Below are 23,708 nucleotides of genomic sequence, written 5' to 3'. Positions count from 1 at the left end.
TTTCGTCCTCTCTAACCCAACTCAAACGCCCTTGGAAAGCACCGCAGCGGCATGGCACGACTTTCATTATGCCGCAGTGCAACGTGGCCGAAATATTGGAAAATCTTTGGCGCTGATCGGGCAACAAATCTATGCGCGCCACGTGCGCGTGCAGATTCGTGGCCGGATCAAGAACTATGGACCATGCCGATCCGGGCCTTCGGAGCGGACGGCGCCAAGATGGCGCCGCCCTCTCCGCACCTCGATCAGAAGAAGCCGAGCTTCTTCGGGCTGTAGCTGACCAGGAGATTCTTGGTCTGCTGATAATGATCGAGCATCATCTTGTGGGTCTCGCGACCGACGCCCGACTGCTTGTAGCCGCCGAACGCCGCATGGGCGGGATAGGCGTGGTAGCAATTGGTCCAGACCCGGCCGGCCTGGATGGCCCGGCCGAAGCGGTAGCAGCGGTTGGCATCGCGGCTCCAGACGCCGGCCCCGAGGCCGTAGAGCGTGTCGTTGGCGATCTCGAGCGCCTCCTCGTCGTTCTTGAAGGTCGTGACCGAGACCACGGGGCCAAAGATCTCCTCCTGGAAGATTCGCATCTTGTTGTGGCCCTCGAACACGGTCGGCTTGACGTAGAAGCCGCCGGCGAGATCGCCACCGAGCTCGGCACGTCCGCCGCCGGCGAGCACCTTGGCGCCCTCCTGCTTGCCGATGTCGATGTAGGACAGGATTTTTGCGAGCTGCTCGCCGGATGCCTGCGCGCCGATCATGGTGGCGGCATCGCGCGGGTCGCCCTGCTTGATCGCGGCGACGCGCTTCAGCGCCCGCTCCATGAAGCGGTCATAGATGTCGGCGTGGACCAGCGCGCGGCTCGGACAGGTGCAGACCTCGCCCTGGTTCAGCGCGAACATGACGAAGCCCTCGATCGCCTTGTCGAAGTAATCGTCGTCCTCGGCGGTGACGTCGTTGAAGAAGATGTTCGGCGATTTGCCGCCGAGCTCCAGCGTGACCGGAATGAGGTTCTGGCTGGCATATTGCATGATCAGCCGGCCCGTCGTGGTCTCGCCGGTGAAGGCGATCTTGGCGATGCGCGGGCTCGATGCCAGCGGCTTGCCGGCTTCGAGGCCAAAGCCGTTGACGATGTTGAGGACGCCTGGCGGCAGGATGTCGGCGATGATCTCGGCCCAGACCATGATCGAGGCCGGGGTCTGCTCGGCGGGCTTGAGCACGACGCAATTGCCGGCGGCGAGCGCGGGGGCGAGCTTCCAGCAGGCCATCAGCAGCGGGAAGTTCCAGGGGATGATCTGGCCAACCACACCGAGCGGCTCGTGGAAATGATAGGCGATGGTGTCGTGGTCGATCTCGCCGATCGAGCCTTCCTGGGCGCGAACGACGCCGGCGAAGTAACGGAAGTGATCGATGGCGAGCGGGATGTCGGCGGCGCGGGTCTCGCGGATCGGCTTGCCGTTGTCCCAGGTCTCGGCGATGGCGAGACGCTCGAGATTTTCTTCCATGCGATCGGCGATCCGGTTCAGGACCGCGGCGCGCTCGGCGACGCTGGTACGGCCCCAGGCGCCCTTGGCGGCATGCGCCGCGTCGAGGGCCAGCTCGACGTCCTGCGCGTCCGAGCGCGCGATCTTGCAGACGACCTGGCCGTTCACCGGCGAGGCATTGTCGAAATATTTGCCGGAGATCGGCGCGACGAATTTGCCGCCGATGAAGTTGTCATAGCGTTCGGCAAAGGGAACTTTGGTGACGCTGAGGAATTCCACCTTGTTCATTGATCACTCCCGATGTTTGCTGTTTGCGCAATTCGTCGCGTGACTCGCGACTTGCGCGGACGATGTCGCGGGAGGTGTTTTCTGTCAGCCCCGATGGGAGCGATGGCGGAGCCGACCTGTCGCAGTTCTGCGACACACACTCGTGTCCCGGCGCATTCTCGTGTCCCGGACGCGCTGTAACGCTCTTCGCGTTGCTGCGCAGGGCCGGGATCCAGGCGACACGGGAGAATGCTGATACATGGGCCCCGGCTCTGCAGCGCACCACGTCGCAAGTGCGACGCGCTGCGCTGCGTCCGGGGCGAGACCGGAATTTCGAGCGCAGGGTTTCAGGGGAAATAGCTCGGCCTAATGGTTCAGTTCGAACCGCTTGAGCTTTCTGTGCAGCGTGGCACGGCTGACGCCGAGGGCCTTGGCGGCCGCCGAGACATTGCCGCCGGCGCGAAGCAGCGCCCGCTGCACCACCGCGCGCTGCCCGCCGGCGAGATGATCGCGCGCGGTATCGCCGCCGAGCAGATCGGCCGCGGGCACCGGCTGCAAGGCCCGGCCCGGCGCGATTCCGAGCGCCGCCCGGGCGGAGCGGGTTGCGCCGATCACGAGATCGTCCGCATCGACCGCAATGAGGCCACCGCATTGGCCGTCCGCAGCTTGCGTCAAGACGATGCGGGCATGGCTGAACGCACTGCGGAACAGATCGGCCTCGATACGCTTGGCCGCCTCGCCCGTCGCAAGCGCGATCAGACTGGAAAACGCGTCGGTGCGATCGGCGCGGCAGGAGGAGACGTCGAGCACGCCCGCAAGCGCCGCTTCATGGTCGTAGATCGGAACGGCGGTGCAGCTCAAAAGCGTGTTGCGGGTGAAGAAATGCTGGTCGCGGTCGATCGTCAGCGGACGCTGCTCGACGAGGCAGGTGCCGATGCCGTTGGTGCCTTCGTGCTCCTCGCTCCAGAGCGCACCGGTCCACAGCCCCCAGGATTGAAACGTGGCGTCATCCGCCGCCGTGCCGCGACGATCGACCGGCACGCCCTCGCCGTCGGCGAGCAGCACGCAGCAGCCGCTCGCGCCGACGGCCTGATAGAGCCGGTCCATCGCGCCTTGCGCCGCCGCCAGCAGCGGCGCGATGCGCTCGCGCGCCTGATGCAATTCGGCTTCGGTCAGCCGCATCGGCGAGGTGCGGCCGCCGGGATCGAGATGATGCAATCTGGACGAACGGCGCCAAGAGGCCACAAGCGCGGATCGTGCCGCCTGGCCTGACGCGATGGCGGCCTCGACACGGGCCGCGTGATGCCGGGGCATTGACCCATTCATCACTGTTTCCTCCGGATGACAGACTAGAACGTGCCGGCCCTGCCCGCTTGATCTGCGTCAACTTCGGAAGAGTGCCACCAGAAGCCATGGGCCCGCCGCGGCACTGCCGTCAAGGCGGCCGCCCGGTTCCGGACTTACGACCTTCGCAGGAGGAAAGGCACTGTGGTCGGATTTCGGCAGCGGCTTTCGTTGTCGGTTTCGAAAGCTGCGGAAAGCGCTAATGCGCCGGGATCATCCGGACGAGATCGCGCGGATTGACGTAGTCGAGCTGGAAGCGCGCCCGCTCGTCCAGCATGTCGGGGTCGATCCTCTCGGACCGCAGCAGCGACACCCGCTGCTCGCTCCTGGCGCGCTCACGCTTGAGCTGGGCCAGTTCGCTGGTCAGCGCGATGATCTCCTGGTCGAGCTCCTGGCGGGCGTTGAGGCCGTATTTGCCAGTATAGGCGTTGACGCCGAAATAGCCGACGATGGCGGCCGCCATCGCGTAGAGGGCAAGACCGGTCAGGATCGATTTCAGGCGCGCGCGGGAGACCATCTTGGGAAGATGGGACAGGTTGGTTAAGGCGGCATTAATTGCCCCTGCCGACGATCGTCATGCCAGGGCTTTGCCCCGCCTGCGCGGCCGAAGCCGCTTCGGCGCTGCGAACGCCCGAGCATCCACGTTCTTGGTGTCCGCAAAGACGTGGATGGCCGGGACGAGCCCGGCCATGACGGAGCGTGTTTCGCCTCAGCCGTGGTGCTTGGTCACATGCGCGGCGAAGGCGTCGATATAGGCCTGGAGCACGGGCTTCAGCGAGTCCTTGGTGAGGTTACCTCCGGCGTCGAAGGCATCGCCGACCGCGTTCAGATAGATCTCCGGCTGCTGCATGATCGGGCCCGCAATGCCCGGCAGGATGTTCTGTAGAGTCTTTGCGGCGCTGACGCCGCCGAGCGGGCCCGGCGAGTTCGAGACGATGCCGACCGGCTTGCCGTTGAACGAGCTCTTGCCATAGGGCCGCGAGGCAACGTCGATGGCATTCTTAAGCACGCCCGGGATGGCGCGATTGTATTCGGGGGTGACGAAGATGACGCCGTCCGACTTCTGGAGCTTGTCGCGGAAGGCCAGCCAGTCCGCGGGCGGCGCGCCCTCGAGGTCCTGGTTGAAGAACGAGATGCCGGCCGGCGTGACGACTTCGAGCTTGAGCGAGGCTGGCGCAAGCTTGGCCAGCGCATTGGCGATCTTCAGCGAGAAGCTGTCCTTGCGCAGGCTGCCGGCGATCGTGACGATGTTGTAGGCCATGGATTGTCCTTGAGGGCTTGAGCTGGAGTGCCGGGCGGCACTTAAGCGATCCGGATCATTTAATGCAAGTGCATGAACCGGCCCGATTTGGAAACGCTGTGTTTCGCGAAAGCAGATGTTTGGGACGTAGCCTGGATGGAGCGCAGCGCAATCCAGGGACCTGCCCCAAGCTACGCTGGTCCCGGATTACGCTGCGCTCCATCCGGGCTACGATTGATCCGCGACATTCGTTCCAAACAAATCAGGCCGCCAAGCGGCGGCCCGATCTTTCGCACGAACGGCTAACCCCGATCAGATCGTCGGATTCCACGCCGACGGGACCAGGCGGTATTTGGCGCCATCCTTCACGACATGACCGACCGCCGGGAACGTGAAGTGGAAGCCGACCACGGTCGCTTTCTCCGCCGCCGCCATGTCGTAGAACTTGTGGCGCGTCGCCTGCGCCATCGCTGCATCCATGTCGAAAATCACGTGCCAGTCGGGATTGCGCAGGAAGAATTCCGGGATGTTAGTGACGTCGGATTGGATCAGCACCTTGGCATCGCCCGATGCGACCGCGAACGAGGTGTGGCCCGGCGTGTGACCCGGAGTTGCGATCGAGGTGATGCCCGGCGCGACCTCCTTGCCCCACTCGTACTTCGTCACCTTGGACTCGAGGCCAGCGAAGATCTTCTTCACGTTGGCGAAATTGTTCTTCAGCGCCTGATTGGACTCGGCCTTGGCAGCGTTCTCCTCACTGGCCCAGAACTCCCACTCCTTGCCGGGCACCATGATCTCCGCATTCGGAAAGGCCAACGCGCCGTCGGCCAGGCGAATGCCGTTGATGTGGTCGCCATGCATATGCGACAGCAGCACAACGTCGACGTTCTTGGGGTCGACGCCAGCAGCCTGGAGGTTCTGCAATGTGCGGCCGACAGCGCCTTTGCTCGCCTCGAGATTGGCAATGCCGTTTCCCGTGTCGATCAGGACGAGCTTCGAGCCGGTATTGATGAGCTGCGGGTTGAACGGAATCGTGACCATGCCCTTCGGCATGTAAGCCGCCTCACCCGCCGCCAGCGCCTCGTCCTTCGGTATGTTGGCGACGAACTTATCCGGCATCGGGAAGGTGCGCGCACCGTCATTGATCGAGGTGCACTCGTAGCTGCCGACCTTGTAGCGATAGAAGCCTGGCGCTTGCGTGCCGGTCGGCGGCACTGAGGCATTGGCCGCGGTCGGTCCGAAGCCGGATACGGCAGCCGCACCGAGGGCAGCGGCGCCCGTGAGCAAATGACGGCGATTGAGATCAGTCATGGAGAGGTCCCCTTCTGAGCGCCCCGCGGTTTTTTCCGCGTTCAAATGGCGGCGGAATAATCTCCGGCTTCGCTCAGAAGGCAAGACCTTCCTTCGGTGACCTGCGGTCGCAGATCACGATTATTTATTTGGGTTGATGAGGAATTTTTCGCCGGTGGCGCGTTTGGCGTACACCGCGATATTGGCGGGATCGAGCACCTCGGTCAGCGACACCACCTTGGTGTAGTGACTGGCGAAGGTGGTCTTGAGCTCGGACGCGACGCGCTGGCGCAGGCGACCGATCTCGGCCGGACCGATGTTCTGGAGGAACGGCGTCAGCAGCCAGCCGCCGACGCCCCAGGTCAGTCCGAACGACCGGCTCAATTCGGTCGGACGGTTGTCGAGGCTGCCGTAAATGTAGATCTGCTTGTACACGTTGGAGCCGTAGCGGCTGTATTCCTTCGCCGTCTTGTTGGCGGCAACTTCCATGGCGGTCAGAATCTGGCTGGCCAGCTTGCCGCCGCCGATGGCATCGAAGGCGATCGTGGCGCCGGTCTCGACCAGCGCATTGGTGAGATCGTCAGTAAAGCTCGGTGCGCTGGAATCCACGACGTGCTTGGCGCCGATCTTGTACAGGATATCGGCCTGCTCCTTGCTCCGGACGATGTTGACGAGGCCGATGCCGTCCTTGATGCAGATCTTGTTGAGCATCTGGCCGAGATTGGAGGCGGCGGCGGTGTGCACGAGCGCCTTGTGGTTCTCCCGCCGCATCGTCTCGGTCATGCCGAGCGCGGTCAGCGGATTGACGAACCAGGACGCGCCGTCCGCGGCCGTGGTGCCCGCCGGCAGCTCCATGACGTCGCGGACCTTCAGCACGCGGTACTGCGTGTACATCGCGCCGCCGATCATCGATACGGTCTTGCCCATCAGCGCCTTCGCAGCATCCGACGATCCGGCCCCGATCACCGTGCCGGCGCCCTCGTTGCCGACCGGCAGCGACTGATCGAGCCGGGCTCCCATCATCCGCATCGCAGCCTCCGGCATCGTCGCGGTGATGACCGGCATCTCCTTCGTGCCGGAGGCCTTGGCGGCCGACATGTCGGCGGGCCCGATCAGGAGTCCAAGGTCCGACGGGTTGATCGGTGTCGCCTCGACGCGAACCACGACCTCATCGTCGGCCGGCTCCGGGGTCGGGACATTCACGAGGGACAATTCCAGCTCGCCGCTCTTCTTCAGCAGCGAACGCAGTTGCAGTCCGGTCTTGCCGTCGCTCATGTCGATCCTCCCCTGTCCGTCTTTTCTCGAGTCGAAGCGCTGGCTTATGCCAGCGCTTTCAGTGCGGCCTTGCCACCATACAGCGCCTGCTTGCCGAGCTGCTGCTCGATGCGCAGGAGCTGATTATATTTGGCGGTGCGGTCGGAACGAGCAAGGGAGCCGGTCTTGATCTGACCGCAATTGGTGGCGACCGCGAGGTCGGCGATGGTGGAATCCTCGGTCTCGCCGGAGCGGTGCGACATCACCGAGGTGTAGCCGGCCTTGTGCGCCATCTCGACGGCGGCGAGCGTCTCGGTCAGCGTGCCGATCTGGTTGACCTTGATCAGGATCGAGTTGGCGCGGCCGGTCTTGATGCCGTCGGCGAGGCGCTTGACGTTGGTGACGAAGAGGTCGTCGCCAACCAGCTGGCACTTCTTGCCGATGAGGTCGGTCAGCTCCTTCCAGCCGTCCATGTCGTCTTCCGACATGCCATCCTCGATCGTGACGATCGGATAGCGCGAGACGAGGTCGCCGAGGTACCTGGCCTGCTCGGAGATCGAGCGGGTCTTGCCCTCGCCTTCATAGACGTACTTGCCCCCCTTGAAAAACTCGGTCGAGGCGCAGTCGAGGCCGAGTACGATGTCGCTTCCCGCCTTGAATCCGGCCTTGCCGATTGCGTTCATGACGAATTCGAGCGCGGCATCGGCCGACGGCAGGTTCGGGGCAAAGCCGCCCTCGTCGCCGACATTGGTGTTGTGGCCGGCCTTCTTCAGCTCCGACTTCAGCGTGTGGAAGACCTCAGCGCCGTAGCGCAGGCCTTCGGCGAAGGACGAGGCGCCGACGGGCAGGATCATGAACTCCTGGAAGTCGATCGGGTTGTCGGCGTGCACGCCGCCATTGATGATGTTCATCATCGGCACCGGCAGAAGGCGTGCCGAGGTGCCGCCGACGTAACGGTAGAGCGGCATGTCGAGCGAATTCGCAGCCGCCTTGGCGCAGGCGAGCGAAACGCCGAGGATGGCGTTGGCGCCGAGCCGGCTCTTGTTCGCGGTGCCGTCGAGGTCGATCATGATCTGATCGATCTGGGCCTGCTGCTCGGCATCGAGACCGCTCAAGGCCTCGAAGATCTCGCCGTTGACGGCACCGACCGCCTTGCTGACACCCTTGCCGAGATAGCGCGCCTTGTCGCCGTCGCGCAGCTCCACCGCCTCATGGGCGCCGGTGGAGGCGCCGGACGGCACCGCGGCGCGGCCGAGCGCGCCATCCTCCAGCACGACATCGACCTCGACGGTGGGATTGCCCCGGCTATCGAGGATTTCGCGGCCGATGATGTCAATGATGGCGGTCATGATGTGCACTTCCGTTCGTTGGAGCTGATCGGTTCGCCGCGGGTCTTACACGGGCCGCAAGCAAATGTGAACGCTTGAGGGTGGCACTTCGACTGACGCGTGAAGGCGCCAGGATTAAGGTCGAGGGCATCGGTCTGTGCGTGCATCCTCAATCCCAAGCAGTCGGGGTAACGCCATGAATCGCCGCCAGTTTCTTGCTTCCAGCACCGCCCTGTTCGTGGCTCGCCCAAGTTTTGCCCAGGAGGGCCCGTTCCGGACAAAATACTTCCCGATCAGCGCCGGTATCGGCCTGCACGATCTGACGCCTGCCCCTGACGGTTCGGTCTGGTTCACGGCGCAGGGCAAGGGCTTGCTCGGCAGGCTCGATCCCCGGGATGGCAGTTTCAAGACGGTCGGCCTCGGTCAGGGCGCCGCGCCGCATGGCGTGACCGTCGGCCCCGATGGCGCGCCCTGGATCACCGAGGGCGGCCAGAACGCGATCGCACGGGTCGATCCTGGCGATCTCAAGGTCACGCTGTTCCGCCTGCCGGAAAAGTTCGCCTCGGCCAATCTCAACACCGGCGTGTTCGACAAGGAAGGCACCTACTGGTTCACCGGCCAGTCCGGCTATTACGGCCGCCTCGCGCCGAAGTCTGGCGAAATGAATGTGTTCAAGGCGCCCAAGGGCGTCGGCCCCTATGGCATCACGGTGACGCCCAAGGGCGAGGTCTGGTACGCCTCGCTTGCCGGCAGCTATATCGCGAAGATCGACCCGGCAAGCGGCAATGCCGCTGTGGTCGCGCCACCGACGCCGAACCAGGGATCGCGGCGCGTCTGGTCGGATTCGAAGAGCCGGATCTGGGTCAGCGAATGGAACAGCGGCCATGTCTCGGTGCACGATCCCGCCGACGGATCCTGGAAGAGCTGGAAGCTGCCGGGCGAGCGTCCCCGCGCCTACGCTGTCTTCGTCGACCACAAGGACAAGGTCTGGCTGACCGATTTCTCTGCCAACGCCATCGTGCGTTTCGATCCCGCCACTGAGACGTTCAACGTCTTCGCCAGCGACAGGGCCAACGCCAATGTGCGCCAGCTCGACGGCCGACCGGGCGAGCTCTGGGGCTGCGAATCCGGCAACGATCGCATCGTCATGATCCAGACGATCGCGGCCGGTTGACGGCAGCTGCATTTGCGTCCATCCCGGCATCCGAAACAGGATGTGACGACGATGGCGAAGAAATCCCTCCAGCTCGGCCGCGCGGTCGAATGGCCGCACACACCGGAAGACGCCCAGCTCGACCGCGTGCCCAATCCGCAAAAGGGCACCGACTATCTGGTGCGCTTCACCGTGCCGGAATTCACCTCGCTCTGCCCGGTCACGGGCCAGCCGGATTTCGCGCATCTGATGATCGATTACGCGCCCGACGCGTGGCTGCTGGAATCGAAATCGCTCAAACTCTACATCGCAAGCTTCCGCAATCACGGCGCCTTCCACGAGGACTGCACCGTGATGATCGGCAAGCGCATCGCCGGCGAGATCAAGCCGAAATGGCTGCGCATCGGCGGCTACTGGTATCCGCGCGGCGGCATCCCGATCGACGTGTTCTGGCAGACCGGCCGCGTACCCAAGGGCCTGTGGGTGCCCGAGCAAGGCGTCGCGCCCTATCGCGGGCGGGGCTAGCCTCAGCGCGCGTCGGACGGTGCCCGCGCCTTGAGCAATTGAGCGCAGACGAAGCCAAGCACGACCATGATCGCGGCGCTCGCGAACAGGGTCGGCATCTTGCCGGCATGCTGGAGCCCAAAGCCATAGGCGAGCGGTCCCACCGTCTGCCCCATGAAGAAAAAGAACGAATGCAGCGACAGCGCGGTGGCGCGCGCCTCGACCGAGAGCTCGCTGGCGAAGACCTGAAGACAGCCATGGGCGATGTAGAAGCCCCATCCCATCACGATGAGATTCAGCGCCTGCACTTCCCAGCGCGGACCGAACGCGACGGCGACGAGTTGCGAGGCGACCAGCGTCATGCCTGCGATCATCATGCCCTTGACGCCGAGCCACGGCAGCAGACGCGACACCGTCAGCGTGTAGAACAGGCCGCCGACCGCAAAGCCGGCGATGACCATGCCGGCGATCGACAGCGAGGTCTGCCCCAGCTCGAACAGGAACGAGGCGATGTAGGGAAACAGGCCGAGCACGCAGCAGCCTTCGATGAACACCGCCGAATAGCAGACATAGGCATTCGGATTGGTGAAGATGGTGCGATAGCCGGCCTTCAGCGCCGACAGGCTCGTCTTCGGCGGGTGCTTGACCTTGGCGCCGCGAAAGCCGGCGGCAACCGCGATCGACGCCACGATCACGAGCGCGCCGAGCACCGCGAGCACGCCGCGCCAGCCGAGGAAATCGCCGATTAGGCCGGAGGCCGAGGCACCGAGCAGGTTGCCGGTCATGGCGCCGGCAAGCGTGCGGCTGATCGCGACCTGACGTTTCTCGGGCCCGACGAGATCGCTGGTCAGGCTCAGCGCCACCGGAAACACGCCGCCGGAGCCGATGCCGGCGAGGATCCGGGTCGCAAACAGAACCGAGAACGAGGACGAGAGCGCGCCCAAGATGTTGGCAAGACCGAGCAGCGCGAGGCAGCCGATCATCAGCCGCGTCTTGCCGAACAGATCGGCGGCGGCGCCGACAATGGGCTGGATGATCGAGAAGGTGAAGGCGAACACCGCGGCAAAGCCCGCGGCGGTGGCAATGCTGACGCCGAAATCCTCGGCGACGTGTGGCAGCACCGGATCGAGTGCGCGCGCCGAAAGCGCCGCGGCGAAGCTCGCTCCTGATATGACGTAGAGCGCCGTGGGCAGGCCGTGATCGTGCGGCCGCGCCTCGCCTTGCTGCATCAGCGCGGGTTCTTTGCCAGCGCGTCGAACGCCATCAGCCTGGCGATCAGCGCCTCGAACTCGCGCAGCGGCACCATGTTGGGGCCGTCGGAGGGCGCACGATCAGGATCCGGGTGGGTCTCGATGAAGACGCCGGCGACGCCGACCGCCACGGCCGCGCGCGCCAGCACCGGCACGAATTCGCGCTCGCCGCCCGACGAGGTCCCCTTCCCGCCCGGCTGCTGCACCGAATGGGTGGCGTCGAAGATGACGGGCGCGCCGGTGGTGCGCGCCAGGATCGGCAGCGCGCGCATGTCGGAGACCAGCGTGTTGTAGCCGAAGGAAGCGCCGCGCTCGGTGACGAGCACGTTGGGATTATCCGCGCTGGTGATCTTCGTGACGACATTCGCCATGTCCCACGGCGCGAGGAATTGCCCCTTCTTGACGTTGACGACCTTGCCGGTCGCGGCGGCAGCCAGCAACAGATCGGTCTGCCGGCAGAGGAAAGCGGGAATCTGGAGGATGTCCACGGCCTGCGCCACCTCGGCGCATTGCGTGGCCTCGTGCACGTCGGTCAGGACAGGCAGGCCGAGCGAGGAGCGGATTTCGGCGAAGATCGGCAGCGACTGCGCCAGCCCAAGGCCGCGCGCCGCCGACGCGCTGGTGCGGTTGGCCTTGTCGAACGAGGTCTTGTAGACGAGCCCGATGCTCAGCCGCGCAGCGATCTCCTTCAGCGCGGAGGCGACCTCCAGCGCATGCTGGCGGCTTTCGAGCTGACAGGGTCCTGCAATGATCGAGATCGGCAGATCATTGCCGAACTCGACCGTGCCGATTGCGACGACCGGCGCCGCTGAATTCGAAGAGCTCAAGGCCAATCCCTCGTTTCGGCGCGACCATAGCCGCGATGAGGGTCGGATCAACCCTATTCGGGCCGGGCTGCTTGAATAACAGGGTTGCGCCGGGGCTCCCCGGCGCCTCCCTTGCAGGAGCTGCTACTTGACCGAGGAGAAGGCGGTCGGCGCCAGAATCTGGCTGTCGATGTTGGCGACGATCTGGCCGTCGGCTTCGCTCTCGGTGCGCGCTTTCATCCAGTCCGGATCGGCGATGAACTTGCCCCACTTCGTCTCGCGCTCGGCAAGCGACTCCCAGGCGAGGAAATAGGTTAGATCCTGGTTGGATTCACCGATCACGGTCGTAAAGAACCCGGCCTGCTTGATGCCGTGCTTCTCCCAGATCTTCAGCGTTGCGGTCTCGAACCGCTTCAACAGCGCGGGCAGCCGGCCGGGGACACAGCGATAGACGCGCATTTCGTAGATCATTGGAGTTCACTCCTGCATTGTTGTTCTTGCAGGGAGCTTGTCGCAACAAAACGCGCAATCGTCAAAGGGAGAGCGTGCGCTACACCAGCCGGCTCTGCACCATCGCCGCCCGAATGAACGACGCGAACAGCGGATGCGGCTCGAACGGCCGCGACTTCAGCTCGGGATGGAACTGGACGCCGATGAACCAGGGGTGATCCTCGTACTCGACGATTTCAGGCAGCACGCCGTCCGGAGACAAGCCTGAGAATTTCAGCCCGTGCTGCTCGAGGCGATCCTTGTAGGCGGTGTTGACCTCGTAGCGATGGCGGTGGCGCTCGGAAATCTCGGTCGCGCCGCCATAGACCTGCGAGACGCGGCTGCCGCGGTTGAGCGCGGCGGGATAGGCGCCAAGCCGCATCGTGCCGCCGAGATCGCCGGCCTGCGAGCGCTTCTCGAGCTCGTTGCCGCGCAGCCACTCCGTCATCAGGCCGACCAGCGGCTCCTTGGTCGGGCCGAACTCGGTGGAGTTGGCGTCCTCGATGCCGACGAGATTTCGCGCGGCCTCGATCACCGCCATCTGCATGCCGAAGCAGATGCCGAAATACGGCACGTCGCGTTCGCGCGCGAACTGCGCCGCGCGGATCTTGCCTTCCGCACCGCGCTGACCGAATCCGCCGGGCACCAGGATGCCGTTGACGTGCTCGAGGAACGGCGCGGGATCTTCCTTCTCGAAGATCTCGCTTTCGATCCAGTCGAGGTTGACCTTGACCTTGTTGGCGATGCCGCCATGCGAGAGCGCCTCGATCAGCGACTTATACGCATCCTTCATGCCGGTATATTTGCCGACGATGGCGATGGTGACGTCGCCCTCGGGATTGCGGATTCGTTCGTTGATCTGGTGCCAGCTCTTGAGCACCGGCGGGATGCGCGATTCGATGCCGAAGGCGGCAAGCACTTCGTCGTCGAGGCCCGCCGCGTGATAGGCTTCGGGCACGGCGTAGATGCTGTCGGCGTCGCGCGCCTCGATCACGGCGCTTTCACGCACGTTGCAGAACAGCCCCAGCTTGCGCCGCTCTTCCTTCGGAATCTCGCGGTCGGTGCGGCAGAGCAGGATGTCCGGCTGGATGCCGATCGAGCGCAGCTCCTTCACCGAGTGCTGCGTCGGCTTGGTCTTCAACTCACCGGCGCTCGGAATGTACGGCAGCAGCGTGAGGTGGATGTAGATGGCGTGATCGCGCGGCAGCTCGTTCTTGAGCTGGCGGATCGCCTCGAAGAACGGCAGGCCCTCGATGTCGCCGACGGTGCCGCCGATCTCGACCAGCACGAAGTCGTAATCGTCATTGCCGGAGAGGACGAATTCCTTGATCGCGTTGGTGACGTGCGGAACGACCTGGATGGTCGCGCCGAGATAATCGCCGCGGCGCTCCTTGGAGATGATGTCCTGATAGATGCGCCCCGTGGTGATGTTGTCCTGCTTGGTCGCAGGACGGCCGGTGAAGCGCTCGTAGTGACCGAGATCGAGATCGGTCTCCGCGCCGTCATCGGTCACGAACACTTCGCCGTGCTGATACGGCGACATCGTTCCGGGATCGAGGTTGAGATAGGGGTCGAGCTTGCGGAGGCGGACCTTGTAGCCCCGGGCTTGCAACAGCGCACCGAGTGCCGCTGAAGCCAGACCCTTGCCGAGCGAAGAAACCACGCCGCCGGTGATGAATATGTACCGCGCCATGGGACTTAACCTCTAATCCCTCGAATTCGATTCGCCAAAGCGATTCGTATTCCGCCCCAAAGATTTTGCGGGCCTGTGGGTGAGCCAAAATTAAGAGTAGTGACAGTGCCTTGATGGGGATTGTTGATGCAGGACGGTAGCCACCGCCCTGCATGGCCCCCCTGCTTTATTGCGAACGAGGCACCTGCGGGCCGCTCGGAGCCGGCGCCTGCTGCTGCTCGTCGGCCTTCTTCAGCGAATCCAGGATGCCGCCCGACGTCGGCGGCGCGATCGGCGATCCGCCGGCCGGCTGGCCCTGCGAGGCCGGGGTGCCGATGATCGACGACGGCGCGCGGCTGTAGCCCGCATGCCAGGACAGGAACATGCTGGTGAGGAAGAAGCCGGCGGCGAGGATCGCGGTGGTCCGCGTCAAGAGGTTCGCGGTGCCGCGGCTCGACATGAAGCCTGCGCCGCCGCCCATGCCGAGGCCGCCGCCTTCCGACTTCTGGAGCAGGACGGCGCCGATCATGACGGCGACGATCATGAGGTGGATGACGATGACAACGGTCTGCATAGTATCCTTCCGTCACAAGCGGGCGGCGCCTGACGGCGGCCGATCGCGCTTCGCGGGTTTTCCTGAAGTTGCGCGGTGTTACACGATCAGAGGGGGCATTGCCACCCCCGATCGGGTCCGGATCAGCCGCATTGAGGTTAGCTAGGGGCAGCCCTTGGCGATCGCAAGGAAATCGGCCGCCTTCAGGCTGGCGCCGCCGACCAGGGCGCCGTTGACGTTCTTGACCGCCATCAGCTCGGCCGCATTCGAGGGCTTGACCGAGCCGCCGTAGAGGATGCGCATCTTCCCCCCGTCGGTCTTGAACCTGGAGGTCAGGACCTCCCGGATAAACCCATGAATCTGCTCGACATCCTTGGCCGTGGGGGTGAGCCCGGTGCCGATCGCCCAGACCGGCTCATAGGCCACGATGAGATTCGCGGCCGTCGAGCCATCAGGCAGGGAGCCGGCGAGCTGCCCGCGCAGGATGTCCAGCGTCTGGCCGGCGTCGCGCTGGCCTTGCGTCTCGCCGATGCAGACGATCGCCGTCGCACCGGCGCGCCAGACGGCCTCGGCCTTCTGCCGGATCAGGGCATCGCCCTCGCCGTGGTCGGCGCGGCGCTCGGAATGGCCGACGATGACGGCGGTCGCCCCGGCATCAGCCAGCATTTCGGCGGCGATATCGCCGGTATGGGCACCGGAGGCCTTGGGGTGGCAATCCTGGGCGCCTACCGCGACTTTCTTGCCGCGCGCCTTGTCGGCGAAGGCCGCAATCAGGGTCGCAGGCGGGCAGACCAGCAGATCGGCCTTGCCGGTCACCTCGGCCGCACCATTGAGCATGGCGTCGAACTCGGCAGCCTGGGCCTTCAGGCCGTTCATTTTCCAATTTCCGGCGATCAGGGGGCGGATGGCGTCGGTCATGTCAATTTCCAGCAAAATGAGGTTTGTGCATGCGCTAGCAGAGGACCTGCTGCAGTTCCAGAGACCAGAGGCTTTTAACCGCAGCCGCAAACGGTCGCCGGACCCGAGGTTGCGGGGGGAAAGCCACCACTTTATGATGATTGATCAATTTGGTGACGCGCTTTTGCTGAATCTGCATTAAGACGCGCTCCCGTTCCCCTCCTGCTCAAACAAGTTGGACCAAATGCTTCGAGGAATGCGCAAGGCCTCATCAAACTGGCTCGGCAAGACGATTATGGCCGTGGTGATGGGCGTGTTGATCGTCAGTTTCGGCATTTGGGGAATCGCCGACATCTTCAAGGGCTTCGGGCAGTCCACGGTGGCCAAGGTTGGCAGCACCGAGATTTCGCTGAACGAGTTCCGCCAGATCTACACGGACCGCCTGCAACAGATCAGCCGCCAGTTCGGCCGTCCGCTGACGCCCGACCAGGCGCGTGCCTTCGGCCTCGACCGCCAGGTGCTGCAGCAGACGATCGCGGAAGCCGCCCTCGACGAAGAGGCGCGCCGGCTCGGGCTCGGCCAGTCCGACGACCAGATCCGCCAGCTCATCATGAACGACCCCAACTTCAAGGGCGTCGGCGGCAGTTTCGATGCGAACCGGTTCCAGGCCGTGATCCGTAATTTCGGCTATACCGAGCAGCGCTACGTCGCCGAGCAGCGCAAGGTGTCGCTGCGCCGGCAGATCACCGGCACGATCGGCGCCGGCCTCGAGCCGCCGAAAGCCATGATCGACGTGCTGACGCGCTTCCAGAACGAGCAGCGCGCCATCGAGTTCGTCAGGCTCGACGCCGCCCAGGCCGGCCAGATCGACGCGCCCTCGCCCGAGGCGCTCGCCGCCTATTTCGAGGATCACAAGGTTCAGTTCCGCGCGCCCGAATACCGCAAGATCTCCTTCGTCGTGGTCTCGCCGGAAGAAATCGGCAAGTGGAGCGAGGTCTCCGACGAGGACGCCAAGAAGATGTTCGAGCAGCGCAAGGACCGGCTCGGCACGCCGGAGAAGCGCCAGATCCAGCAGATCGTGTTTCCCAACGTGACCGACGCGCAGGCCGCACGCGAGCGCCTCGTCGGCGGAATGTCGTTCGAGGATCTCGGCAAGGAGCGCGGGCTGAGCGCCTCCGATGTCGACCTCGGCCTCGTGACCAAGTCTTCGCTCGCTGCCGCCGTCGGCGATGCCGCCTTCGCGCTTCCCGTCGGCGAGATCAGCCAGCCGATCCAGGGTGGGCTCGGCGTCGCGATCGTCAGGGTCGACAAGATCGAGCCGGGCAAGGAGGCGGACTACGCCAGCCTTGCCGGCGACATCAAGCGCGAGATCGCCACCGAGCGCGCGCGCGTCAAGGTCGCCGATCTCCGCGACAAGATGGAAGACGAGCGCGGCGGCGGCGCCAGCGTGATCGACGCTGCGCAGAAGCTCGGCCTCACCGCCGTGACCATCGACGCGGTCGATCGCTCCGGCCGCGCCCCGAACGGCCAGCCGGTCGCCAACATTCCGCAGGGCCTCGACGTGGTGTCGCAGGCCTTCAACACCGATGTCGGCGTCGACAACGACTCGATCTCGTTCAAGGGCGGCTATGTCTGGTACGACGTGCTCGCCATCACGCCTTCGCGCGACCGCAATCTCGACGAGGTCCGCGATCAGGTCGAGGCGCGCTGGCGCCAGGACCAGATCGCCACCAAGCTCAAGGCCAAGGCGACCGAGATGGTGCAGAAGCTCGAAGCAGGCGGCAAGCTCGCCGATGAAGCCGCAGCGATCGGCGCCAAGGTCGAGACAGCAACCGGCTTCAAGCGCGACGATACGCCCGCCGGCGTGCCCGCGGCCGTCGTATCGGCCGCCTTCCGCACCGCCAAGGACGGCGTCGGACAGACGCCGGTGACGGGGGGGACCGAGGTGATCGTCTTCCGCGTCACCGACATCGTCGAACCCGCGGTCGACGCCGCCTCCGACGCGATCAAGAAGCTGAAGGAAACCCTCGACCGTGCCCAGACCGAGGAGCAGGTCGCCTCTTACGTCAACAAGCTTGAAACCGACATCGGGACCACCATTAATCAGGCCGCCTTCGCGCAGGTGACCGGCGCGAACCAGTGAGTTGAAAGCACGCGATGGACGACCTGAAATCGATCATTGGAAAAGTGGCGACCGGCGCCAGCCTGTCGCGTGAGGAAGCGGCTTCCGCCTTCGACGCCATGATGTCGGGCGAAGCCACGCCCTCGCAGATGGGCGGCCTGTTGATGGCGCTGCGGGTGCGCGGCGAAACGGTGGACGAGATCACCGGCGCCGTTACGGCGATGCGCTCCAAGATGCTGAGCGTGACGGCACCGCCGGAAGCCGTCGACATCGTCGGCACCGGCGGCGACGGCTCCGGCTCGGTCAACGTCTCGACCTGCGCCTCCTTCATCGTCTCCGGCGCCGGCGTGCCGGTGGCCAAGCACGGCAACCGCGCGCTGTCGTCGCGCTCGGGCGCCGCCGACGTGCTGGCCTCGCTCGGGGTGAAGATCGACCTCAGGCCCGAGCAGGTCGGCCATTGCGTGCGCGAATGCGGCATCGGCTTCATGTTCGCGCCCGCTCATCACCCGGCCATGAAGAATGTCGGCCCGACGCGAGTCGAGCTCGCGACACGCACGATCTTCAATCTGCTCGGCCCCCTGTCCAACCCGGCGGGCGTGAAGCGGCAGATGGTCGGCGTGTTCTCGCGGCAATGGGTGCAGCCGCTGGCGCAGGTGCTGAAGAACCTGGGCTCTGAATCCGCCTGGGTGGTGCACGGCTCCGACGGCCTCGACGAGATCACCCTCACCGGTCCGACCTTCGTCTCCGCGCTCCACAACGGCGAGATCCGCAATTTCGAGGTGACGCCGGAGGACGCCGGCCTGCCGCGCTGCGAGGCCGGCGCGCTGAAAGGCGGTGACGCCGACGCCAATGCAATCGCCCTGCAGAGCGTGCTCGACGGCAAGCCGAGCGCCTACCGCGACGTCGCGCTGATGAACGCCGCCGCCGCGCTGGTGGTGGCCGGACGCGCCAAGGACCTCAAGGAGGGCGTCGCGATCGGCATCAAGTCGATCGACAGCGGCGCGGCCAAGGCGAAGCTGAAGCACCTGATTGCGATCTCGAACGGCCAAGCCTGACATGTCGGACATCCTGACCAAGATCGAAGCCTATAAGCGCGAAGAGATCGCCGCCGCCAAGCGCGCCGAGCCGCTCTCGGCGGTCGAGGCGAAGGCCAAGACGCAAGCTGCGCCGCGCGGTTTCATGCGCGCGATCAAGGCCAAGCACGCCAATGGCGACTACGCGCTGATCGCGGAGGTGAAAAAGGCCTCGCCGTCGAAGGGGCTGATCCGCGCCGATTTCGATCCGCCCCAGCTCGCCAAGGCCTATGAGGCCGGCGGCGCGGCCTGCCTGTCCGTGCTGACCGACACGCCCTCGTTCCAGGGCCATCTCGACTTCATGGTGGCGGCGCGTGCAGCGACGGCACTGCCGGTGCTGCGCAAGGATTTCATGTTCGACACCTACCAGGTGGCGGAAGCGCGCGCGCGCGGCGCCGATTGCATCCTGATCATCATGGCCGCGCTCGATGATACCACCGCCAAAGACCTCGAAGACGCCGCGCTCGCCTACGGCATGGACGTGCTGATCGAGATCCACGACCGCGCCGAGCTCGACCGCGCGCTCAAGCTCCGCTCGCCGATGATCGGGGTCAACAACCGCAATCTTCGCACGTTCGAGACCACGCTCGCGACCAGCGAAACGCTGGCGCCGCTGATCCCCGGGGATCGACTGATGGTCGGCGAGAGCGGCATCTTCACGCCCGCCGATCTTGCCCGGCTCGAGCGCGTCGGCATGTCGACCTTCCTGGTCGGCGAGAGCCTGATGCGGCAGGCCGACGTCACCGCCGCGACGCGCACGCTGCTCGCGCGCCAGAGTGCGGCGCGCGCGACGGGCACGCGCTGACATGGCGCGCAAGCCGGCGAAAAAAGCCGTCCCGGCCCTCACCCATATCGGCGCCTCCGGCGAGGCGCGGATGGTCGACGTCTCGGACAAGCCCGCGACCGAGCGGCTTGCGGTCGCGGAAGGCCGTGTCGTCATGACCAAGGCGACGCTCGATCTGATCGTATCCGGCAACGCCAAGAAGGGCGACGTGCTCGGGACCGCCCGCATCGCCGGCATCATGGCCGCCAAGCGCACCTCGGAGCTGATCCCACTCTGCCATCCGCTGGCGCTGTCGAAGGTGACGCTCGACATCGAGCCAGACGCGAAATTGCCGGGCTGCCTCGTCCGCGCCAGCGTCAAGGTGACGGGTCCGACCGGCGTCGAGATGGAGGCCCTCACGGCCGTCTCGGTCGCCTGCCTCACTATCTACGACATGATCAAGGCGGTCGAGCGCGGCGTGCGCATCGAGGGCATCCATCTGGTCGAGAAGCTCGGCGGCAAGTCCGGCCATTACCGCGCCTGACTGCGCAATCCGCTCTATTTCGCCTCGCGCTGCCGCTCGCGATAAGCGCGCGTCTTCATCCGGTTGCCGCATAGCGTCGACATGCACCACCGCCGCGTCGATGGTTTCGACCGGTCGAAGAACACCCGGCGGCATTCCTCCGACGCGCACATCTTCAGCCGGTCCAGCGTTCCCACGAGGGTTGCGTCATGAAGCTCGATCGCGATGGCCGACAGGCCGGCGAGCGCATCCTCGCGCGCCGCTGACAGCGTTGCGCCACGGCCTGCGAGCGCCTCGACCCGCAGCGGAAACGGCGCCAGCGCGTCATTGAGCGCGCCAAGAACGCTCTTGTTCCGGAGCCGCTCGCTCGGCTCACACTGCAGATAGGCACGCAACGCCCCGCGCAGCCTCAGCGCAGTCTCGAACATTGCCGGCGTGACATGGCCGCCCTTGGCGCCAAGGCCGCGTTCCCGCATCCAGTCCGCCAGGTCCTTCGGGCCACTGAGCTCATCGCTCTCCGGGTGCTCCACGCCGAAATGCGTGAAGTGGCGAACATCGAGCGTGTTGGCGAAATCGTAGAGGTTTGCCAACGCGTCGGGAACCTGGAATTTGCGCGACACTTTCGACATCGGAACACCAAAGATTTGAACACCAGTAAAACAGATTTACTGGTTGACAGCAAGCGACACCTGTATCTTACTTATACTGGTGTCGAACGATCCCTCGGGATCGAACGCCTCTGCTATCACCGGAATGGAGAACCGAGCCGTGGCCGACGCCCTGCACTATCTCGAACTCACCGCGCTCGCGGCACACCTCAAGGCGCGCGAAATCTCGGCGCTGGAGGTGACGCGCGCGCAACTCGACCGGATCGACTCCATCGACCGCGATCTCGGCAGCTACGTTCACGTGATGGCGGAAACGGCCATGGCCGAGGCGGAAGCCGCGGACGCCGACATCGCGCAGGGCCGGTATCGGGGGCCCCTGCATGGCGTGCCGATTGCGCTCAAGGACCTGTTCTGGACCGAGGGCGTTCCGACGGCGGCAGGCACGACGCTTCATCGCGACTTTCGTCCCAGTGAAGACGCAACCGTCGTGCGCCGGCTCAAGAACGCGGGCGCCGTGATCCTCGGCAAGGTGCAACTCACCGAGGGCGCCTATGCCGATCACCATCCGCTGGTGAAACCGCCGAAGAATCCGTGGAATGCGAGCTACTGGCCGGGTATCTCGTCCAGCGGCTCGGCGGTCGGGACGGCTGCCGGACTTTGCTTCGGCTCGCTCGGCTCCGACACCGGCGGTTCGATCCGCTGGCCCTGCGCCGCCAACGGCCTGACCGGATTGAAGCCGAGTTGGGGCCGCGTCAGCCGCCACGGCGCCTTCGAGCTTGCCGCGACGCTCGACCATGTCGGACCGATCGGCCGCAGCGCGGCCGACGTCGGTGCGCTGCTCGGCGTCATCGCCGGACACGATCCGAACGACCCGACGTCGCTGGTCGATCCGGTGCCCGACTATCTGGCCGCCGCCGCACAGGACGTGCGGGGCCTGCGGATCGGCGTCGATCCCGCCTGGAACAGCGACGACGTGGACGTTGCGACCCAGCGCGTGCTGGCGGACGCCATCGATGCCTTCCGCGCGCTTGGCGCCGACACCGTCAATGTCCGATTTCCCGACGTCACGCAGGCGATCGCCGACTGGACGCCGAACTGTGCGGTGGAAGCTGCGGTCGCTCATGAGGCGACCTATCCCGCTCGCAAGGATGAGTATGGTCCGATCCTCGCCTCCGTGCTCGAAACCGGCCGCGCTCTATCTGCTCTCGACTATCAGAAGATCCTGCTGCGGCGGCTGGCGCTACGCGGCCGGGTGACTGCGCTGTTCGAGACCATCGACCTGCTGCTGATCCCGGTGCACCCGTTCCCGCCAGTGACGCTTGCCATGATCCAGACGCTCGGCGAACAGCCGGATCTGATCGCGAAGCTGCAGCGCTACACCTGCCCGTTCGACATGACCGGTCATCCCACCATCACGCTGCCAGGCGGTGCGTCGACGGACGGGCTGCCGATCGCGTTCCAACTCGTCGCCGCCCATCTGGACGAGGCCACGCTCGTGCGCGCCGGCGCGGCCTTCCAGCGGGCCACGTCCTGGCACCGTCGCCATCCTTCCCTCACCTCGCGGAGGCCGCATTGACCATTCAATCCACGCTCGCTCAGCGAGGTATTTTCCATGGCTGGTTCGTCGTCGCGGCGGCGTTTGCCGTCATGTTCGTCGGCTTCGGCTCCGCCTACACGTTCAGCGCATTCCTCGAGCCGCTCCAGCGCGATTTCGGCGCCTCGCGCGGTTCGATCTCGCTGGTGTTTTCGATCGCGGGCTTTCTGTACTTCGCGCTCGGCCTCGTCAGCGGTCCCCTCGCCGACCGGTTTGGCTCGCGTCCGCTGGCCGTCGCCGGCATGATCCTGGTCGCGGTCGGACTCGCGGCTGCGAGCACTGCCCGGTCCGTCGTCGAGGTCTATCTCGCCTACGGGCTCGGCGTCGGCCTCGGCGTCGGCTGCGCCTATGTTCCGGCCATCGGCGCCGTGCAACGCTGGTTCGTCAGGCGCCGCGGCTTTGCCTCCGGGCTCGCGGTGAGTGGCATCGGGCTCGGTACGCTGGCGATGCCGCCGCTCGCCTCATTGCTGATCGCTTCGGTGGGCTGGCGCGGAGCCTATCTGGTGCTGGGCGCGATTGCGCTGGTGCTGGGCGGCGGGATGTCGCTGCTCATCGAGAACGATCCGAAGCACCGGGGCCTCGGACCCGATGGCGATCCGCCTCGCGATGCCGCGGGCGCCAACAACGCCGGCGGCGCATCCGTGCGCGAGGCCATCCGGTCGACGCGGTTTGTCGCCCTCTACCTGTCGTGTCTGGTCTGCTCGTTCGGGGCCTTCGTCCCGTTCGTCCATCTCGTGCCCTACGCGCGCGATCACGGGGTCGCGGCATCCTCTGCAGTGCTGCTGCTCGGCGTGATCGGGGCCGGCAGCACCGCAGGCCGCTTCTTTCTCGGCGCACTCGCCGACCGGATGGGCCGCGACCGCTCGCTGATCATGGTCCTGACCGGAATGGCGCTCGCGATGGCGATCTGGGCCATTGCCGCTGAGGTCTGGACCCTCGCCGCTTTTGCCTTCGTCTACGGCGCGTTCTACGGCGGCTGGGTCGCGGTGCTTCCCTCTGTGGTCATGGACTATTTTGGCGGACGCAATGTCAGCGGAATCATCGGCATTCTCTACACCAGCGTGGCGTTCGGCACGCTGATTGGCCCGAGTGCAGCCGGCTTCGCCTACGACGTCAACCACAGCTATACGATGCCGATCCTGGTCGGTGCCGCCGCGAACATCGTCGCGGCACTGATCGTGGTGGCGATACTGGCACGCAGCGGAGCCCACGCGATCAGCGCAGTGAAGAGCTGATCGCAGTGAATTTGCTGTTGAGCTTGGAGCCCATGCCGTTCACGACGGTGATGATGGCCAGCGCGATTCCGGCCGCGATCAGGCCGTACTCGATCGCGGTTGCCCCACGCTCGTCGGCGAGGAAGTTCTTCAGGGTGTTTTTCATCGTTGCGTCCTCTCTGTGTCGTCAGCAGGCATGTCGTCGTCAGCAGGCATGTCGCAAATCACGTGCCAACGCCGATTTGAGGCTCCCCAACACGTTAGATGGTTAGGGCGTGGTTGATTGTGG

23 protein-coding genes are annotated in these 23,708 nt (G+C 65.3%); 8 read left to right on the top strand and 15 right to left on the bottom strand.

All coding sequences use genetic code 11. From position 1 onward, the window contains the following. Positions 1-245 precede the first annotated feature (245 nt). The 7 genes from adh to eno form a co-directional block, all read right to left on the bottom strand. Positions 246-1,763 (bottom strand): aldehyde dehydrogenase, encoded by a 1,518-nt coding sequence (gene adh, locus GGD61_RS11955; protein ID WP_018320288.1) that lies wholly within the window; start codon positions 1,761-1,763, stop codon positions 246-248. Between the two features lie 345 nt (positions 1,764-2,108). Continuing rightward, positions 2,109-3,068, bottom strand: a complete 960-nt coding sequence (locus GGD61_RS11950) for a GAF domain-containing protein (RefSeq protein WP_177237122.1) — start codon at positions 3,066-3,068, stop codon at positions 2,109-2,111. A gap of 217 nt (positions 3,069-3,285) precedes the next feature. Next, the gene (locus tag GGD61_RS11945) at positions 3,286-3,603 is read right to left on the bottom strand and encodes a septum formation initiator family protein (protein ID WP_018320286.1); all 318 of its coding nucleotides are present in this window, start codon (positions 3,601-3,603) and stop codon (positions 3,286-3,288) included. A gap of 192 nt (positions 3,604-3,795) precedes the next feature. Beyond that, positions 3,796-4,347: an NADPH-dependent FMN reductase gene (locus GGD61_RS11940; protein ID WP_018320285.1), complete on the bottom strand. Its 552-nt coding sequence runs from the start codon at positions 4,345-4,347 to the stop codon at positions 3,796-3,798. A gap of 291 nt (positions 4,348-4,638) precedes the next feature. Next, positions 4,639-5,637, bottom strand: a complete 999-nt coding sequence (locus tag GGD61_RS11935; protein WP_092256965.1) for an MBL fold metallo-hydrolase — start codon at positions 5,635-5,637, stop codon at positions 4,639-4,641. 120 nt (positions 5,638-5,757) lie between these two features. Continuing rightward, positions 5,758-6,891 (bottom strand): zinc-binding dehydrogenase, encoded by a 1,134-nt coding sequence (locus tag GGD61_RS11930; protein WP_092256967.1) that lies wholly within the window; start codon positions 6,889-6,891, stop codon positions 5,758-5,760. Between the two features lie 44 nt (positions 6,892-6,935). Continuing rightward, positions 6,936-8,219, bottom strand: a complete 1,284-nt coding sequence (gene eno / locus GGD61_RS11925; RefSeq protein ID WP_092256969.1) for a phosphopyruvate hydratase — start codon at positions 8,217-8,219, stop codon at positions 6,936-6,938. Between the two features lie 175 nt (positions 8,220-8,394). Between eno and GGD61_RS11920 the strand changes: the two genes are divergently transcribed. Together GGD61_RS11920 and queF are read left to right on the top strand one after the other, a co-directional pair. Continuing rightward, the gene (locus GGD61_RS11920; protein ID WP_092256971.1) at positions 8,395-9,372 is read left to right on the top strand and encodes a lyase; all 978 of its coding nucleotides are present in this window, start codon (positions 8,395-8,397) and stop codon (positions 9,370-9,372) included. Between the two features lie 51 nt (positions 9,373-9,423). Next, positions 9,424-9,876 carry a preQ(1) synthase gene (queF, locus tag GGD61_RS11915; protein ID WP_177237123.1) on the top strand — a complete coding sequence of 151 codons (453 nt, stop codon included), beginning with the start codon at positions 9,424-9,426 and terminating at the stop codon, positions 9,874-9,876. 2 nt (positions 9,877-9,878) lie between these two features. Here queF and GGD61_RS11910 read toward each other — a convergent pair whose 3' ends face one another. From GGD61_RS11910 to tpiA, 6 genes are all read right to left on the bottom strand, one after another. Continuing rightward, positions 9,879-11,084: an MFS transporter gene (locus tag GGD61_RS11910; protein ID WP_092256975.1), complete on the bottom strand. Its 1,206-nt coding sequence runs from the start codon at positions 11,082-11,084 to the stop codon at positions 9,879-9,881. Beyond that, positions 11,084-11,932 carry a 3-deoxy-8-phosphooctulonate synthase gene (gene kdsA, locus GGD61_RS11905; protein ID WP_092256977.1) on the bottom strand — a complete coding sequence of 283 codons (849 nt, stop codon included), beginning with the start codon at positions 11,930-11,932 and terminating at the stop codon, positions 11,084-11,086. Before kdsA ends, GGD61_RS11910 begins: the two co-directional genes overlap by 1 nt. A gap of 123 nt (positions 11,933-12,055) precedes the next feature. Beyond that, complete coding sequence (locus GGD61_RS11900) at positions 12,056-12,382, bottom strand: NIPSNAP family protein (protein ID WP_018320276.1); 327 nt, start codon at positions 12,380-12,382, stop codon at positions 12,056-12,058. Between the two features lie 79 nt (positions 12,383-12,461). After that, positions 12,462-14,093 (bottom strand): CTP synthase, encoded by a 1,632-nt coding sequence (locus GGD61_RS11895; protein ID WP_018320275.1) that lies wholly within the window; start codon positions 14,091-14,093, stop codon positions 12,462-12,464. A gap of 166 nt (positions 14,094-14,259) precedes the next feature. Beyond that, a complete protein-coding gene (secG, locus tag GGD61_RS11890; RefSeq protein WP_018320274.1) occupies positions 14,260-14,646 on the bottom strand; it encodes a preprotein translocase subunit SecG in 387 nt (128 codons plus the stop codon). Positions 14,647-14,787: 141 nt separating this feature from the next. Then, positions 14,788-15,543 (bottom strand): triose-phosphate isomerase, encoded by a 756-nt coding sequence (gene tpiA / locus GGD61_RS11885; protein WP_018320273.1) that lies wholly within the window; start codon positions 15,541-15,543, stop codon positions 14,788-14,790. A gap of 223 nt (positions 15,544-15,766) precedes the next feature. On the opposite strand from tpiA, the gene GGD61_RS11880 reads away from it, so the two are divergent. The 4 genes from GGD61_RS11880 to moaC are packed head-to-tail and all read left to right on the top strand — an operon-like array spanning position 15,767 to position 20,024. Next, positions 15,767-17,665 (top strand): SurA N-terminal domain-containing protein, encoded by a 1,899-nt coding sequence (locus GGD61_RS11880; RefSeq protein ID WP_092256979.1) that lies wholly within the window; start codon positions 15,767-15,769, stop codon positions 17,663-17,665. 14 nt (positions 17,666-17,679) lie between these two features. Next, complete coding sequence (gene trpD / locus GGD61_RS11875) at positions 17,680-18,699, top strand: anthranilate phosphoribosyltransferase (RefSeq protein WP_092256981.1); 1,020 nt, start codon at positions 17,680-17,682, stop codon at positions 18,697-18,699. A 1-nt stretch (position 18,700) separates the two neighbouring features. Then, complete coding sequence (trpC, locus tag GGD61_RS11870; RefSeq protein ID WP_092256983.1) at positions 18,701-19,522, top strand: indole-3-glycerol phosphate synthase TrpC; 822 nt, start codon at positions 18,701-18,703, stop codon at positions 19,520-19,522. Position 19,523: 1 nt separating this feature from the next. Then, complete coding sequence (moaC, locus tag GGD61_RS11865) at positions 19,524-20,024, top strand: cyclic pyranopterin monophosphate synthase MoaC (protein ID WP_018320268.1); 501 nt, start codon at positions 19,524-19,526, stop codon at positions 20,022-20,024. Positions 20,025-20,038: 14 nt separating this feature from the next. Here the strand turns inward: moaC and GGD61_RS11860 are convergent, their stop codons facing one another. Next, entirely contained in the window at positions 20,039-20,632 is a 594-nt protein-coding gene (locus tag GGD61_RS11860; RefSeq protein ID WP_092256985.1) for a CGNR zinc finger domain-containing protein, read from the bottom strand. A 139-nt stretch (positions 20,633-20,771) separates the two neighbouring features. Here GGD61_RS11860 and GGD61_RS11855 point away from each other — a divergent pair, with 139 nt between their 5' ends. Continuing rightward, positions 20,772-22,187: an amidase gene (locus GGD61_RS11855; RefSeq protein WP_092257732.1), complete on the top strand. Its 1,416-nt coding sequence runs from the start codon at positions 20,772-20,774 to the stop codon at positions 22,185-22,187. Beyond that, on the top strand, positions 22,184-23,440 hold the full coding sequence (locus tag GGD61_RS11850; protein WP_092256987.1) for an MFS transporter: 1,257 nt from the start codon (positions 22,184-22,186) through the stop codon (positions 23,438-23,440). The genes GGD61_RS11855 and GGD61_RS11850 overlap by 4 nt, the downstream gene beginning before the upstream one ends. Here the strand turns inward: GGD61_RS11850 and GGD61_RS11845 are convergent. Further along, positions 23,421-23,585, bottom strand: a complete 165-nt coding sequence (locus tag GGD61_RS11845) for a Flp family type IVb pilin (protein WP_092256988.1) — start codon at positions 23,583-23,585, stop codon at positions 23,421-23,423. The two genes, GGD61_RS11850 and GGD61_RS11845, sit on opposite strands and share 20 nt — an antisense overlap. Between the last annotated feature and the right edge of the window lie 123 nt (positions 23,586-23,708).

The sequence above is a fragment of the Bradyrhizobium sp. SBR1B genome (genome assembly GCF_014198205.1).
Taxonomy (GTDB): domain Bacteria; phylum Pseudomonadota; class Alphaproteobacteria; order Rhizobiales; family Xanthobacteraceae; genus Bradyrhizobium.
Note: the sequence above shows the minus strand (reverse complement) of the source record. Positions and strands in the feature narration are given on the sequence as shown.